Annotated in this window: 12 protein-coding genes; 9 read left to right on the forward strand and 3 right to left on the reverse strand. The window is 57.3% G+C overall.

Annotated features, from left to right (window positions below; genetic code table 11):
* Positions 1-49: 49 nt before the first annotated feature.
* From IPM61_13560 to IPM61_13570, 3 genes are read left to right on the forward strand one after another with little or no spacing between them, the layout of a single operon-like run.
* Positions 50-1693: a T9SS C-terminal target domain-containing protein gene (locus IPM61_13560; GenBank protein ID MBK8912343.1), complete on the forward strand. Its 1644-nt coding sequence runs from the start codon at positions 50-52 to the stop codon at positions 1691-1693.
* Between the two features lie 49 nt (positions 1694-1742).
* Positions 1743-2810, forward strand: a complete 1068-nt coding sequence (locus IPM61_13565) for a hypothetical protein (protein ID MBK8912344.1) — start codon at positions 1743-1745, stop codon at positions 2808-2810.
* A complete protein-coding gene (locus IPM61_13570; protein MBK8912345.1) occupies positions 2779-3396 on the forward strand; it encodes a T9SS type A sorting domain-containing protein in 618 nt (205 codons plus the stop codon). Before IPM61_13565 ends, IPM61_13570 begins: the two co-directional genes overlap by 32 nt.
* 82 nt (positions 3397-3478) lie before the next feature.
* On the opposite strand, the gene IPM61_13575 is transcribed toward IPM61_13570, so the two are convergent.
* Positions 3479-4798 carry a glycosyltransferase gene (locus IPM61_13575; GenBank protein MBK8912346.1) on the reverse strand — a complete coding sequence of 440 codons (1320 nt, stop codon included), beginning with the start codon at positions 4796-4798 and terminating at the stop codon, positions 3479-3481.
* Positions 4799-5860: 1062 nt separating this feature from the next.
* Between IPM61_13575 and IPM61_13580 the strand changes: the two genes are divergently transcribed.
* From IPM61_13580 to hutH, 6 genes are all read left to right on the forward strand, one after another.
* Positions 5861-6352, forward strand: a complete 492-nt coding sequence (locus tag IPM61_13580; protein MBK8912347.1) for an NUDIX hydrolase — start codon at positions 5861-5863, stop codon at positions 6350-6352.
* Between the two features lie 105 nt (positions 6353-6457).
* Complete coding sequence (locus IPM61_13585; protein ID MBK8912348.1) at positions 6458-6613, forward strand: hypothetical protein; 156 nt, start codon at positions 6458-6460, stop codon at positions 6611-6613.
* Positions 6610-8949, forward strand: a complete 2340-nt coding sequence (locus IPM61_13590; GenBank protein MBK8912349.1) for a hypothetical protein — start codon at positions 6610-6612, stop codon at positions 8947-8949. The genes IPM61_13585 and IPM61_13590 overlap by 4 nt, the downstream gene beginning before the upstream one ends.
* Before the next feature lie 84 nt (positions 8950-9033).
* Positions 9034-9594, forward strand: coding sequence for a thioredoxin family protein (locus tag IPM61_13595; protein ID MBK8912350.1), 561 nt, complete (start codon positions 9034-9036; stop codon positions 9592-9594).
* 61 nt (positions 9595-9655) lie between these two features.
* Positions 9656-10423, forward strand: coding sequence for a triose-phosphate isomerase (locus IPM61_13600; protein ID MBK8912351.1), 768 nt, complete (start codon positions 9656-9658; stop codon positions 10421-10423).
* Between the two features lie 60 nt (positions 10424-10483).
* On the forward strand, positions 10484-12022 hold the full coding sequence (hutH, locus tag IPM61_13605; GenBank protein ID MBK8912352.1) for a histidine ammonia-lyase: 1539 nt from the start codon (positions 10484-10486) through the stop codon (positions 12020-12022).
* 157 nt (positions 12023-12179) lie between these two features.
* On the opposite strand, the gene IPM61_13610 is transcribed toward hutH, so the two are convergent.
* Both IPM61_13610 and IPM61_13615 read right to left on the reverse strand, forming a co-directional pair.
* Entirely contained in the window at positions 12180-12749 is a 570-nt protein-coding gene (locus tag IPM61_13610) for a hypothetical protein (GenBank protein MBK8912353.1), read from the reverse strand.
* Positions 12746-13609: a hypothetical protein gene (locus tag IPM61_13615; GenBank protein ID MBK8912354.1), complete on the reverse strand. Its 864-nt coding sequence runs from the start codon at positions 13607-13609 to the stop codon at positions 12746-12748. The genes IPM61_13610 and IPM61_13615 overlap by 4 nt, the downstream gene beginning before the upstream one ends.
* Positions 13610-13649: the final 40 nt, after the last annotated feature.

Consider the following 13649-nt stretch of genomic DNA (forward strand, 5'->3'; position numbering starts at 1 on the left):
TTGGGCCATCCAAGGTGCGGTTATCCATTCACTAACATTCAGGACAACAATGACCCAGTTCTTCAGCTTTGTGCTCAGAAGCAGCATTGCAGTATTGCTTGGTGCTGTTCTGCTTTGGCAACCTTTGCATGCCCAGCAACCTTCTCCAGCAATCGAGTGGCAGAAGGCGCTGGGTGGGAGTGGCAATGATGTGGCATACTCCATCACCCAGACCAGTGACGGTGGGTACATAGTTGCGGGGTATAGTTATTCTACTGATGGTGATGTTAGCGGGCATCATGGAGCAGCTAATCACCCCGATTTCTGGATTGTGAAGCTGACGAGCGGGGGGGAGATTGAGTGGCAGAAGTCGCTGGGTGGGAGTGACGGTGATTGGGCAAACTCCATCACCCAGACCCGTGACGGCGGGTACATAGTTGCCGGATATAGTAATTCCACTAATGGTGATGTTAGCGGGAATCATGGAGGACTTGATTACTGGATCGTGAAGCTGACGAGCGGGGGGGAGATTGAGTGGCAGAAGTCGCTTGGTGGGAGTGGCGATGATTGGGCATCCTCCATCACACAGACCAGTGACGGCGGGTACATAGTTGCAGGACGGAGTAATTCCACCGATGGTGATGTTAGCGGGCATCATGGAGCAGCTAATCATCCCGATTTCTGGATCGTGAAGCTGACGAGCGGGGGGGAGATTGAGTGGCAGAAGTCGCTGGGTGGGAGTAACTATGATGATGCACGCTCCATCACACAGACCAGTGACGGCGGGTACATAGTTGCAGGATCGAGTGGGTCCACCGATGGTGATGTTAGCGGGAATCATGGAGGCGGTGATTCCTGGATCGTGAAGCTGACGAGCGGGGGGGAGATTGAGTGGGAGAAGTCGCTGGGTGGGAGTAACTATGATGATGCACGCTCCATCACCCAGACCAGTGACGGCGGGTACATAGTTGCAGGAGTGAGTACTTCGAATGATGGTGATGTTAGCGGGAATTATGGATTATTTGATTACTGGATCGTGAAGCTGACGAGCGGGGGAGGGATCGAATGGCAGAAGTCGCTTGGTGGGAATCGCGATGATTTGGCATCCTCCATCACCCAGACCCGTGACGGCGGGTACATAGTTGCAGGATCGAGTCGGTCCACCGATGGTGATGTCACTGGGCATCATGGATCAATTGACTCTACTGATTCCTGGATCGTGAAGCTGACGAGCGGCGGGGGGATCGAGTGGGAGAAGTCGCTGGGTGGGAGTGGCTTGGATTTGGCATCCTCCATCACCCAGACCAGTGACGGCGGGTACATAGTTGCAGGACAGAGTACTTCCACTGATGGTGATGTTATCGGGAATCATGGAGGAGGTGATTTCTGGATCGTAAAACTCACCCCTCCCAATCCAACCGGAGTAAAACCCACCGGCCTCCCCACCCCAAGCCCCTGGGCAATGAACGCCAACTACCCAAACCCATTCTCCACTACTACCACCATCACGTTCACCGTGCCGGAGCGGAGCTTCGTGCGGCTGTCGGTGGATACCGAGCAAGGGGTTGAAGTGGCTCGCCTAATTGAGGAACAGCTTGAGGCTGGAGAGTACCGCGTTCCATTCTCGGGGGATGGCCTCGCCAGCGGAACATACCTGTACCGCCTAAGCTCCGGCAGCACCAGTTTGGTGGGGAAGATGACAATTGTGCGGTAGCGGGGTCTTATACACCATAAACATCCATTCACTAACCTTCAGAACAGCGATGAACCAGTTTTTCAGTCTTTTCTTCAAAAGCAGCATTGCCGTTTTCTTCGGCGTTTGTCTGCTCTGGCAATCTTCCAATGCTCAAAGCATTGCCCCAACAATCGAGTGGCAACGCTCACTCGGCGGAACAAAGGGTGATGAAGCTACTTCCATCTCCCAGACCAGCGACGGCGGGTACATCATTGCCGGGTTGAGTTACTCCATTGATGGCGATGTTAGCGATCATCATGGATTCGGTGGCTTCATTGATTACTGGGTCGTGAAACTCACGAACGCCGGAGCAATGGAGTGGCAACGGTCGCTTGGTGGAAGCGATAATGATTATCCTACTTCCATCTCCCAGACCACCGACGGCGGGTACATCGTCGCAGGGTGGAGTAAGTCCGCAGATGGCAACGTTACCGGAAACCATGGAGAACGTGATTTCTGGATCGTGAAGCTGACGAGCGGGGGAGCGATCGAGTGGGAGAAGTCGCTTGGTGGGAGCGGCGATGATGAAGCTGCTTCAATCTTGCAAACCACGGACGGCGGGTATGTAGTTGCAGGAAGAAGTCGTTCCGATGATGGCGATGTTATTGGGCATCATGGGGCAACGGATTCCTCCGATGCATGGATTGTGAAGCTGACAAATACAGGGGGAATGGAGTGGCAGAAGTCGTTGGGTGGAAGTGGCACGGATGGAGCTGCTTCTATCGAACAGACCAGCGATGGCGGGTATATAATTGCAGGATCAAGTCAATCCACTAATGGTGATGGTACTGGTCATCATGGATTAGCGGAGTACTCTGATGCATGGATCGTGAAGCTAACGGGCGCGGGGGGGATCGAGTGGCAACAGTCACTTGGTGGGAGCAACCATGATTATGGCAATGCCATTGAACAGACCACCGACGGTGGGTACATCGTTGCAGGGTCAAGTCGGTCCAATGATGGCGATGTTAGCGGGAATCGTGGGGGAGGTGATTCTTGGATCATAAAGCTCACGAGTGCGGGAGCGATAGATTGGCAACGCTCGCTTGGCGGGAGTGACGCTGATGGCGACTTATTCGATCAAGCAGACGGCTGACGGCGGGTACATAGTTGCCGGATTTAGCGAGTCCACCGATGGCAATGCCACTGGATGGCATGAAGGTATGGATTACTTGATCGTGAAGCTGACAAGCACAGGGATGATCGAGTGGCAGCAGTTGTTTGGTGGAAGGCACGATGATTATGCTATTTCTATCAAGCAGACCACCGACAATGGATATATAGTTGCAGGGTATAGCCAGTCCCATGATGGCGATGTCACCGACAACCATGGATCAGCTGGTTCTTCCGATGCCTGGATCGTAAAACTCGCCCCACCCAACTCCACCGGGGTAAAACCCACCGCCCCTACCACCCCAAACCCGTGGGCAATGAACGCCAACTATCCAAACCCATTCTCCACCACCACCACCATCACCTTCACCGTGCCGGAACGGAGCTTCGTGCGGCTGTCGGTGGATAACGAGCAAGGGGTTGAAGTGGCTCGCCTAATTGAGGAACAACTTGAGGCGGGAGAGTACCGCGTTCCATTCTCGGGGGATGGCCTCGCCAGCGGAACATACCTGTACCGCCTAAGCTCCGGCAGCACCAGTTTGGTGGGGAAGATGACAATTGTGCGGTAGCGGGCGCGGCGTGGCGATGAATCAAAACACCATGGGGCTGGCAGCAGACACTGCCAGCCCCATGGACGTTTTTAGGGGTGGGTTACTGTGTCACTTTCTCCAGCAATGCGGCTAATTCGCCTGTCACGTTCTTCCGCTCGTAGCGGGCAATGGCGTGCTGGTTTGGGGTGGTGGCTTCCTGGCCCAAGGACCACGCTTGATAAAGCTGCTGGAAGGCCGCAGCAATCCCCGCAACGTTCGATTGATGCGCCACAAAACCGCTGCGGGTCTCGGCGATAAGCTCCGCAATCGCGCTCCGCTCCGGCGCAACCGCCAGCACCGGCCGGCCCGAGCCGATGTACTCATACACCTTCCCTGGCACCACCTCATCGCTCCCTTCATACTCATCCACCACCAACAGCACGGCATCGGAAAGAAGCAGCCGGCGGATGCTCTCCTTGTGGGGCATATATCCAACAACCTCAATCGCTTCCCCCAAACTGCTTCCCCGAAACATCTCCATCACCTCCTCGCCAAACCGCCCGATAAACTGCAGCCGCAACGTTGCGGGGTCAATCGTTCCGCGGGCGGTTAGCGATTCCACCCCCTTCAAAAAAGCATCGGGATTGCGGCGGCCATACATCGAGCCGGTGTAGGTGATGGTGAACCTTCGGTCGCTCCGTTCGGCAGGGCTCACTTCGGGGATGTCGGCACTGTCGTAGCCGTTGGGAAGGTGGTGGAACTTCCCCGGGGGAAGCTCGGGATATTTGCCAAGCACGTCGTTCATAATCCCAAGCCACGCAACCTCCACCGCGTCGGCCTCGGTGAAGACCGAGCGTTCCAACCGGCGGTCAATCGCAGCGGGGATTGCCCAGCGGTCCGGCGTGGTGATAAACCCCGTCCACGGGTCGCGAAATCCCGCCACCCAGGGGAGCTTGCTTTTTCGCTTCAACGCCCGCGCAATCAGCGAACAGGTGTACGGCGGCGATGAGCTGTAGATGGCCTTGATCTCCCCTTTCTCAATCTCCTCCATCCCCGCCCGAACCGCGTGGCGCAGCCAGCCGATTCTGGCATCGGGGATAAACAGGGTGGCGCGGATAAACTCCGACAACCGCTCGGAAAACGGGAGCTTCGCCCCTTCTTTTCGGATGGTGTTTACGTCAATGGCGGTGCCTTGCTTTTTCCCCGTGAGCTTGCGGTACAGGTCGTACGGCTCGAAGATGTCGGTGCGGATCACCTTCACCCCTTCGGGGATTTCGTTCAGCAAGGATTCGTCCCGTGCCGGGAAGTTTCCGTCGCGGACCGTCAGCACCACCGGCTCCCAGTTGAACCGGCGCAGATACTGCACGAACTTCAGCACCCGCTGAACCCCCGGCCCGCCAGAAGGGGGGAAGTAGTAGGCAACAATCAGAACTTTGTTCATAGGGGCGCAAAGATAGAAAGGGAGCGGGGATGGAGAATTGAAAGTTGGATTGGAGGTTTTGTCGGAACCGGTGGTTGCGGGCTGATACCGCCGCGCCCCCCTGCTTCGCTGCAAGCGACGAAGCGTCCCCCCAATGCTGGGGGGAACCCCTCTCCGTCAGTTGCTTTGGCGTTGCTCGGGAAGGAAGTCACGGAGAGGGGGTTGGGGGGTGAGGTTGGGTAGCGGCCCCGACCTCCGTCGGGATTGATAACAGGTCTTTAGCCTGCCGAAGACCGAAGATGACGCCGAAGGCTAAAGACCTTCGGCTACCTCTTTTCTTGCTTCCCCTCTCCGTCAGTTGCTTTGGCGTTGCTCGGGAAGAAAGTCACGGAGAGGGGGTTGGGGGTGAGGTTGGGTAGCGGCCCCGACCTCCGTCGGGATTGATAACAGGTCTTTGGCCTGCCGAAGACCGAAGATGACGCCGAAGGCTAAAGACCTTCGGCTACCTCTTTTCTTGCTCCTCCTCTCCGTCAGTTGCTTTAGTGTTGCTCGGGAAGGAAGTCACGGAGAGGGGGTTGGGGGTGAGGTTGGGTAGCGGCCCCGACCTCCGTCGGGATTGATAACAGGTCTTTAGCCTGCCGAAGACCGAAGATGACGCCGAAGGCTAAAGACCTTCGGCTACCTCTTTTCTTGCTTCCCCTCTCCGTCAGTTGCATTGGCGTTGCTCGGGAAGGAAGTCACGGAGAGGGGGTTGGGGGTGAGGTTGGGTAGCGGCCCCGACCTCCGTCGGGATTGATAACAGGTCTTTAGCCTGCCGAAGACCGAAGATGACGCCGAAGGCTAAAGACCTTCGGCTACCTCTTTTCTTGCTCCTCCTCTCCGTCAGTTGCTTTGGCGTTGCTCGGGAAGGAAGTCACGGAGAGGGGGTTGGGGGTGAGGTTGGGTAGCGGCCGACCTCCGTCGGGATTGATAACAGGTCTTTAGCCTGCCGAAGACCGAAGATGACGCCGAAGGCTAAAGACCTTCGGCTACCTCTTTTCTTGCTCCTCCTCTCCGTCAGTTGCTCTGGCGTTATCTTGCCCCATGCTTACCATTGACGACGGGCAACGATTCTTTAACTACCGCATTGCTGGGGTGGCGATTCACAACGGAAAAGTGCTGGTGCACCGTGGGCCGGGGGATGATTTTTGGACACTTCCAGGAGGGCGGGCCGAGATGGGGGAGACCGCAGCCGAGACGTTGCAGCGCGAAATGATCGAGGAACTGAACACCACGGTGGAGGTTGGCGAACCCCTTTGGTTTGTTGAAAATTTCTTTGAATACAACAACCGATCCTTCCACGAACTTGGGCTGTACTTCTCCATGACCTTCCCCCCTGATTCTCCCTTGTTGGAGCTTGAGGAAGGGGAGTTCCAAGATGAGATTGGGGTGCGCCTTATCTTCCGCTGGCAGCCGATAGAGGCATTGGCGCAGATAGCGATTGCCCCCACGTGCATTGCCGAAAGGCTTCCCGCAGTTGGGCTTGGCTTCCAACACATTGTGCACCGTGATGATGCCAGCGCAACGCGGGGGTGATCTCCAAAAAAACGGTTGCGCGGCCCCGCCCGCGATGCAGGCTATTCCGTAACTTCGCTTCCCAACAAGTCGCCTATCAAACAACCATTGCTCTCTCGGTTTTCCATGAAACGTACCTTCTACACCTTGCTGCTTTTTGCCGCCGTTGCGCTGCCGTTGCGTGCCCAAGAAATCGCGGGACCAACCTACGATTTGGAGGAATACGAAGGGGGCAAAAGGCCGCACGCGAATATCAAGAACGCCTGCGCGAAGCCGGAATGAACGGAGCCACAATCCGCGCCGCGTGGCAATCGGCACGCGCACGGATGGAGCGGAAGCATGGCGCAACTCTTGCTGCGGCTCCGGCCTGGGAGTTTATCGGCCCGCGCAACCAAGCGGGCCGAATGAAAGGGCTGGCCGTTGCCAAAAAAGATACCGCCTTGTGGTACAGCGCGGCCGATGGCGGCGGGGTGTGGCGTTCCACCAACTCCGGCGGAACATGGACCCCGCTGACCGACACCCTTCCATCCCTCAGGATGTCCACCCTCTCCATGTCGCCGCACGATGACGAGCTTCTGCTTGCCGGAACCCACGAAGGGATGATCTACCGCACCAGCGATGGCGGCGCACGTTGGAGCGTTATCGAGGTTTCCGGCATCGGGTTCATCTACGACCTGAAGTTCGACCCCATCACCCCAACCACCGTGTGGCTTGCTGCCGACGGTGGGGTTGCACGCTCCGGCGATGCCGGGGAAACCTGGACGGTTGTGCGGAAAGGGGGGCGCGCAACCAGCCTGAGCATTGACCAAACAAACCCGAAGAACATTCTGTACGGCCAGAACAGCACAAATGGCAAAGGAAGAATCTACCGCACCACCGATGGCGGCGAGCAATGGAAGATGGTGCTGGAACGGACGGTGGGATATTGGGAGCGGATCAACGTGCGGGTTGCGCCGTCGGATCCATCCGTGGCCTATTGCAGCTACAACGGCGGGAAAGGGACGTTCTATAAATCGCTGGATAGCGGGGCAACTTGGGACACACTGGCTGGGCAGCCGTACCGGGACGGGTATCATCGTGGGTACGACGTGTTCGAGATTTCACCCCTTAGCCCAGATATTCTGATTGCCGGCGGGACCTCGCTGTACCGCACCACCGATGGCGGGCTGACGTGGCAGGGGGGCGACACTGTCAACAAAAACCTTCATGTGGACCAGCACGCCTTTCTGTTCCCGCCACACCTTGAAGGGACCTTCATTGCCGGAAACGACGGGGGCATCTACCGGACCTCCGAATACAGCGACGATAACCTCCGCTGGACGATGCTGGACAACGACTTGGTGACGTTGCAGATCTACAACTGCGCAATCCACCCCACCCGAACCGACACCGTGATTGTTGGCTGCCAGGACAACGGCTACGATAAGTTCAGCGGGGATGAATACAAGTGGAAAGTGGTTGGTGGCGATGGCTTCTGCACGATCTACGATTACGAGAATCCCGGATACTTTTATCACGAATACATTTACCACAACCTGCACCGCGCCGATGACGGGTTCAACTGGTGGTCCGCAAAAAAGATGAAGGGATTGCCAACCGACACCAGCAAGGATGGTTTCTACAGCGGCTTCACCGACCCTGACCGCGCCGACTGGTACGGGCAGGCAATCGCCATTTCGCCAAACGATCCCAAAACCCTGTACATCGGCTCGAACAAACTGTACCGCACCGACGACCGCGCCGAGAATTGGCGCCCGGTGGCCACGCGAGAATTTGCGGCAAACCAGTACGACGTTCTCACCGCTATTGAGGTGACGGAGGGGGCGGCTCCGCAGGTCTATCTGGGAACAAACGCGGGGAAACTTTACCGCGTGGTTGAAGGGGGCGATAGCGCGGAATCGTTCGACATCACCCCGTCGTTCGGGGCAATCGGGCGGATACGCAGCATCCTATCATTGCCCGAAGCCTTGCCCCAGAACCCAGCAACCATCTGGGTTGGTGGCGATGGCGGCTGGCAAAACAAAGGGGTGATGGCCAGCACCAACAGCGGGGCAACATGGACCGTCCGCTCGGAAGGGCTCCCAACCGGCGGGGTCAATCGCTTGCTTGCCGATCCCGACAGCGCGGGGACGCTGTACGCGGGGACCTCGTTCGGCCTGTTTTTCACCCGCGATAATGGCCAGCACTGGTCGGCAATGCCTGGCTTCCCGAACGTGGAAGTCTGGGATTTCTCGTTCGACCGGAAAACCCGCACGCTCCTTGTTGGGACCTACGGCCGCGGCGCGATTCGTGCGCAAGGGTTTATCCCGCCACCAGCACCGCCGTTGCCGCTGGGCGTTCCCGCAGCAGCCGAATCCACAAACCACATATCCGTGATAACCTCCCCCACCGGCCAAACCACAATCCGGGTGACGCTGGAAAAAGGGAGCCGGGTTGATCTGGGATTATTCAACGTTGTTGGCGAACGGGTGGCAACGCTTCACTCAGGGGAATTGGGGAGTGGGGTGCATGAATTTGCGATTGGGGAAGAATCTGGGGTCAGCCCCAGCCTGGGCGTTATCCTGATGACCACCGATAACGGGCAGGTCCAAAACAAAAGCATCCTGTTCCGGCGGTAGCGAATATCAAGAAGGCGTGCAATTCGTGGTGGCTTCCTGATGTTCTCAGAAAATTCCTCACACTAAAAACATAAAAACTCAATCATGCCGATTCAATCAACCATGATGCCGCTTGGCACTTCTGCTCCCGATTTTCGCTTGCCCGATGTCCTCTCCGGGGAAGAAATTTCGCTGCGTGCGGGCGCACCTGCAATCGCCACGGTGGTGATGTTTATCTGCAATCATTGCCCCTACGTCATCCACGTGCAGGACCAGATTGCTGCGGTGGCAACCGAATATCGGGAACGCGGGGTTGCGTTCTTTGGCATTAACTCCAACGATGTTCAGCAATATCCAGAAGATTCCCCCGAGGCCATGAAGCGGGTTGCTGCCGAAGTCGGCTATCCCTTCCCATATCTATTCGATGAAACCCAGGAAACCGCACGCGCCTACGGGGCAGCTTGCACTCCTGAATTCTATGTTTTTGATGCCAACCTGATGCTGGCCTATCATGGCCAAATGGATGATGCCCGCCCGCGAAACGACATCCCCGTCACTGGCCGGGACCTTCGCGACGCACTGGATGCGATTATCGAGGGCCGCCCGGTTTCGGAAATCCAAAAACCTGGAATCGGGTGCGGAATAAAATGGAAAATTGCGGAGTGATCCAACCTGAACTGCACACTTCTGCTGAGCAACTGCAACAACAACCAATCCTAACACAGCTATGCGAAAAACAATTATTGCCGGGAATTGGAAAATGAACATGGACCTTGAAGGCGGGCGCGCCCTTGCCGACGGGGTGAAAATGGGGACGCTGGGGATGGACCTTACCGACACCTTCCGCGTGGTGCTGTGCCCCCCTGCGGTGCTGCTCCACGACCTCAGCAACCGCCTTTCCGATTGCACCATCGCGATTGGCGGCCAAAACCTTCACAACAAACCAAGCGGTGCCTTCACGGGCGAGCTTTCCGGCGCGATGCTCCGCTCGGTCGGTTGCCAGTATGTGATTGTTGGCCACTCCGAACGCCGCACCATGTTCGCCGAATCGGACATCGAGGTCTGCCTGAAAGCCAACGCCGCGCTTGATGCCCGGCTTTCCCCCATTATCTGCGTTGGCGAAACCATCACCGAGCGCGAAGAGGGAAGGGTGAAAGAAGTGCTAAGCCGCCAAGTCCGCAAAGCGCTGGAAGGGATTTTCGATTTTGGGATCACCAACTGCGTGATTGCTTACGAGCCGGTTTGGGCAATCGGGACCGGCAACACCGCCACGCCGGAGCAAGCCCAAGAAGCGCACCGCCTGATTCGGGACCTGCTGGCCTCGATCTACAACCCAGAGGTTGCCCAGGAAGTCTCCATCATCTATGGCGGAAGCGTCACCCCGCAAAACGCGCGCGAGCTGTTCGCACAGCCCGATATTGATGGGGCGTTAGTTGGCGGGGCCTCGCTTCGGGCCGATTCTTTCTTGGCCATTATTAACGCTGCCCGTCCGTAATCAAACGCTGGAACCGAACAAACAACATCTATCCATCCATCAACTTCCGCTTTTTCCCGTATGCCTACTCTCCATCTTGACGGCCAATCGCTTACTGTTCATCAGGTTGCGCAGCTTGCCTTCGATCCATCCATCCAGATTCAGCTTGCGCCGGAAGCGATCAAGCGGATGGATGATTCGCGCCAAGTGATTGAAGATTGGGTGGAGCGGGGAAGGGTGATCTACGGCGTGACGACCGGGTTTGGCGAGTTTGCGAACGTGGTGATCAGTCGGGAAAATTTGGAGCGGCTGCAGGAGAATCTGATCCGCAGCCACGCCGTGGGGGCCGGCGACCCGATTGAGCTTCCGGTGATGCGGGCAATGATGGCCCTGCGGATTAACGCGCTGGCAAAAGGCTTCAGTGGCGTGCGCCGCGCAACGGTGATGACGCTGGTGGATATGCTGAACAAGAACATCATTCCGGTGGCTCCATCGCAAGGTTCGGTGGGGTCATCGGGCGATCTTGTGCAGCTTTCCCACCTTGTGCTGGCGGCAATGGGGGAAGGAAGAGTTTGGAAAGAAGGGACGATTGTTCCCGCCGGGCCGGAGCTGGAGCAAGCCGGAATCGAGCCGCTGCGGCTGGGGGCAAAGGAGGGGTTGGCGTTGATTAACGGAACACAGATGATGGGAGCGTTTGGCGCGATTGCCCTGGACGCAGCAATCCGCTACGCCCGCACTGCCGATGTTCTTGCGGCCCTTTCGGTAGAGGCCTTGAAGGGGACCGACCGCGCCTTCGACGAACGTTTGCACCGGGCGCGGCCACACCCCGGGCAGATTCTTGTGGCGCAGAATCTGCGGAACCTGATGGCTGAATCCGAGGTTCGGGAGTCGCACCGTTACGACGACGACCGGGTGCAGGATGCCTACTCACTCCGCTGCATCCCGCAAATCCACGGGGCCAGCCGCGACGCAATCGCCCATGTTGATCGGGTGATGGAGATAGAGATCAACAGCGCCACCGACAACCCCCTAATTTTTGCCGACGACGGCGAGCCAATCGAAGGGGGGAATTTCCACGGCCAGCCGCTGGCGTTGGCGTTGGACTTCCTGACGATTGCTGCTGCCGAGCTTGCCAACGTCTCCGAACGCCGCACCGAGCGGTTGGTGAACGGCGCGCTTAGCCGGCTGCCACGCTTCCTAACGGAAAACGGCGGGCTGAACAGCGGCTACATGATTGCGCAATACACCGCAGCCTCCATCGTAAGCGAGAACAAGGTGCTGGCGCATCCGGCATCGGTGGATTCAATCCCGACCTCGGCAAACCAGGAAGATCATAACTCCATGGGTTCCATTGCCGCGCAGAAATCGCTGAAAGTTGTGCGGAACCTTGCCAGCGTCTTGGCCGTGGAATACCTGTGTGCCGCGCAAGGGCTGGACTTCCACGCGCCCCTAAAAACCGGGCGTGGGTTGCAGCCGGTGTATGAGCTTCTCCGGTCCCAACTTCCCCACCTTAGCGAGGACCGAATAATCTACAACGACCTTCAGATTGCGCGGGAATTAATTGAATCAGGAGCAGTGCTGCGCGCAGCAGAGGAAGGGTTGGGGGAGGGGGTGGGGTAAGTGGAGGAGGTACGGGAGGATGACAAATGATTAGGTGATACCGATTGCCTATCATAATTGCCTTCCTTTTTTTGCAAATCACTTTGTTCTGAGCATATCACAAACGGGGGAGAGATCACGCGATCTCTCCCCCGTTGCTCTTTTCTATCTGGGTTGCTTATTCCTCTCCGTTGTTCCGTTCTTGGAACTGGCGCGGCACGTAGAAGCTGGGGTCAATTTCTATCCGAGGGCTGTCGGCACCGGGCTGCCAGCGGAAGGAGTTGAAGGTCTTCAGCCGGGCATCAAGGTAGGGCTTCATCTTCATCCCGTACGGGATCACCTCAATCCGAACGCTCCGTTGCGAAAGGTAGTAGGTCCGCACAAACGCCGTTCCCCCTTTCGTGGCCGAGTCGCTGTCAACGTAGGTGTAGCCGCCGTTGTTTTGTGCGCTGTCGGGGATTGCTGGTGGCCGCACCGTGACGGTGAACCGGAACTCCCCCACGCCCGAAATCCGATAGACCCTCCGCTCAAATCGTTCTGCCGGGTTCCATCCGCTTGCGGCGGAGTCTAGCACGGCTTCGGCGGGAACGCTTGCCACGTAGCCTTTGCGGCTTTCGAAACGTTGGGCGGTGATCGGGTCCGGCGCGGGAATCGCTGGTTGCGCCGAAGCGGAGCCAGCGGCAATCAGCAGCAACAGCAACGCGCCGGCAGCTTCTGCGCGGGTGCTATTTCCCCTTTGAACCCTCATCTGCTTGGTCCCTTGTTGTCGAAGTAGCGGCCTTTTTCGTAGTCCTTCGGGTTGCGGCCATATCGCCAGGCGTCCAGTTCCTTCACGGCGTTTGGCATCGGCACAAAGCTGTCTTTGATTGCTTGCACCTTCGCTCCGTATTCCGCTTCCCCTTTTGCTGTCAGAAGAATCTCAATCTCCACCGTGTTTTCTTTCAGGATATAGACCCGTTTGAAAATCTTCCCATTGCGCCCAACGGAGTCGGGGTCGTGGTAGTGGACCCCATCCATCATCTTGAAATCGCGCGGGACCATGCGCCACTCCTTGATATGCCGGATGGTGATTGCCCCCGCGCCCCCGGGAAGAATGTAGTTCTGCTTCTCGGTCTCCCCGGCGGGAAGCACCTCGCTTCCAAGTTTGTTGTATTTGGCTTTGTTCGGCAGCAGGAAGCTGTAGCCGAACTGGCTCTCGAATTTCTGAGCAACGGAGGTGTCGGTTGCTTTTGCGGACTCAATCGCTTTGATCTCGGTCCGGCTAACGGTATCGTTATCAATGATCGTCTGAAGCCAGTACTGGCGTTTCTCCTTCAGTGGAATCGGGACGATGCTTCCCAGCGTCACGCTGAACATAAATTTCCCCCCTTCGGTGGGGGCAAGCTGGGCGTTTGGCTGGGCTTCTTCCCATAATTTTTTCCCCCCCGTTTGTGCGTCCCAGATGCTGAAGACAAAGTTCACCGTCGGTGTCGGGTTTGTTTTTGCATCCTCGATCGGGAATTCAATGATCCCCTGATACTCCATGGTGACGGGAAGCTGGGCAAACGCTGCGGTGGCAAGCGTTGCAAAGCAGAGAAGGGAAAGCGCGGAAAGTCGTGTTCGGTTCATCAGAAATAAGGGTATCTGGTCAGGAAAAGTGTGTTGCCCG

It is taken from the genome of Chlorobiota bacterium, from assembly GCA_016710285.1.
Taxonomy (GTDB): Bacteria; Bacteroidota; Ignavibacteria; order OLB7; family OLB7; genus OLB7.

Bases quoted from the DNA above. Each gene is read 5' to 3' on its own strand.
- IPM61_13560 (MBK8912343.1), top strand. From the start codon at position 50: ATGACCCAGTTCTTCAGCTTTGTGCTCAGAAGCAGCATTGCAGTATTG.
- IPM61_13565 (MBK8912344.1), top strand. From the start codon at position 1,743: ATGAACCAGTTTTTCAGTCTTTTCTTCAAAAGCAGCATTGCCGTTTTC.
- IPM61_13570 (MBK8912345.1), top strand. From the start codon at position 2,779: ATGGCGACTTATTCGATCAAGCAGACGGCTGACGGCGGGTACATAGTT.
- IPM61_13575 (MBK8912346.1), bottom strand. From the start codon at position 4,798: ATGAACAAAGTTCTGATTGTTGCCTACTACTTCCCCCCTTCTGGCGGG.
- IPM61_13580 (MBK8912347.1), top strand. From the start codon at position 5,861: ATGCTTACCATTGACGACGGGCAACGATTCTTTAACTACCGCATTGCT.
- IPM61_13585 (MBK8912348.1), top strand. From the start codon at position 6,458: ATGAAACGTACCTTCTACACCTTGCTGCTTTTTGCCGCCGTTGCGCTG.
- IPM61_13590 (MBK8912349.1), top strand. From the start codon at position 6,610: ATGAACGGAGCCACAATCCGCGCCGCGTGGCAATCGGCACGCGCACGG.
- IPM61_13595 (MBK8912350.1), top strand. From the start codon at position 9,034: ATGCCGATTCAATCAACCATGATGCCGCTTGGCACTTCTGCTCCCGAT.
- IPM61_13600 (MBK8912351.1), top strand. From the start codon at position 9,656: ATGCGAAAAACAATTATTGCCGGGAATTGGAAAATGAACATGGACCTT.
- hutH (MBK8912352.1), top strand. From the start codon at position 10,484: ATGCCTACTCTCCATCTTGACGGCCAATCGCTTACTGTTCATCAGGTT.
- IPM61_13610 (MBK8912353.1), bottom strand. From the start codon at position 12,749: ATGAGGGTTCAAAGGGGAAATAGCACCCGCGCAGAAGCTGCCGGCGCG.
- IPM61_13615 (MBK8912354.1), bottom strand. From the start codon at position 13,609: ATGAACCGAACACGACTTTCCGCGCTTTCCCTTCTCTGCTTTGCAACG.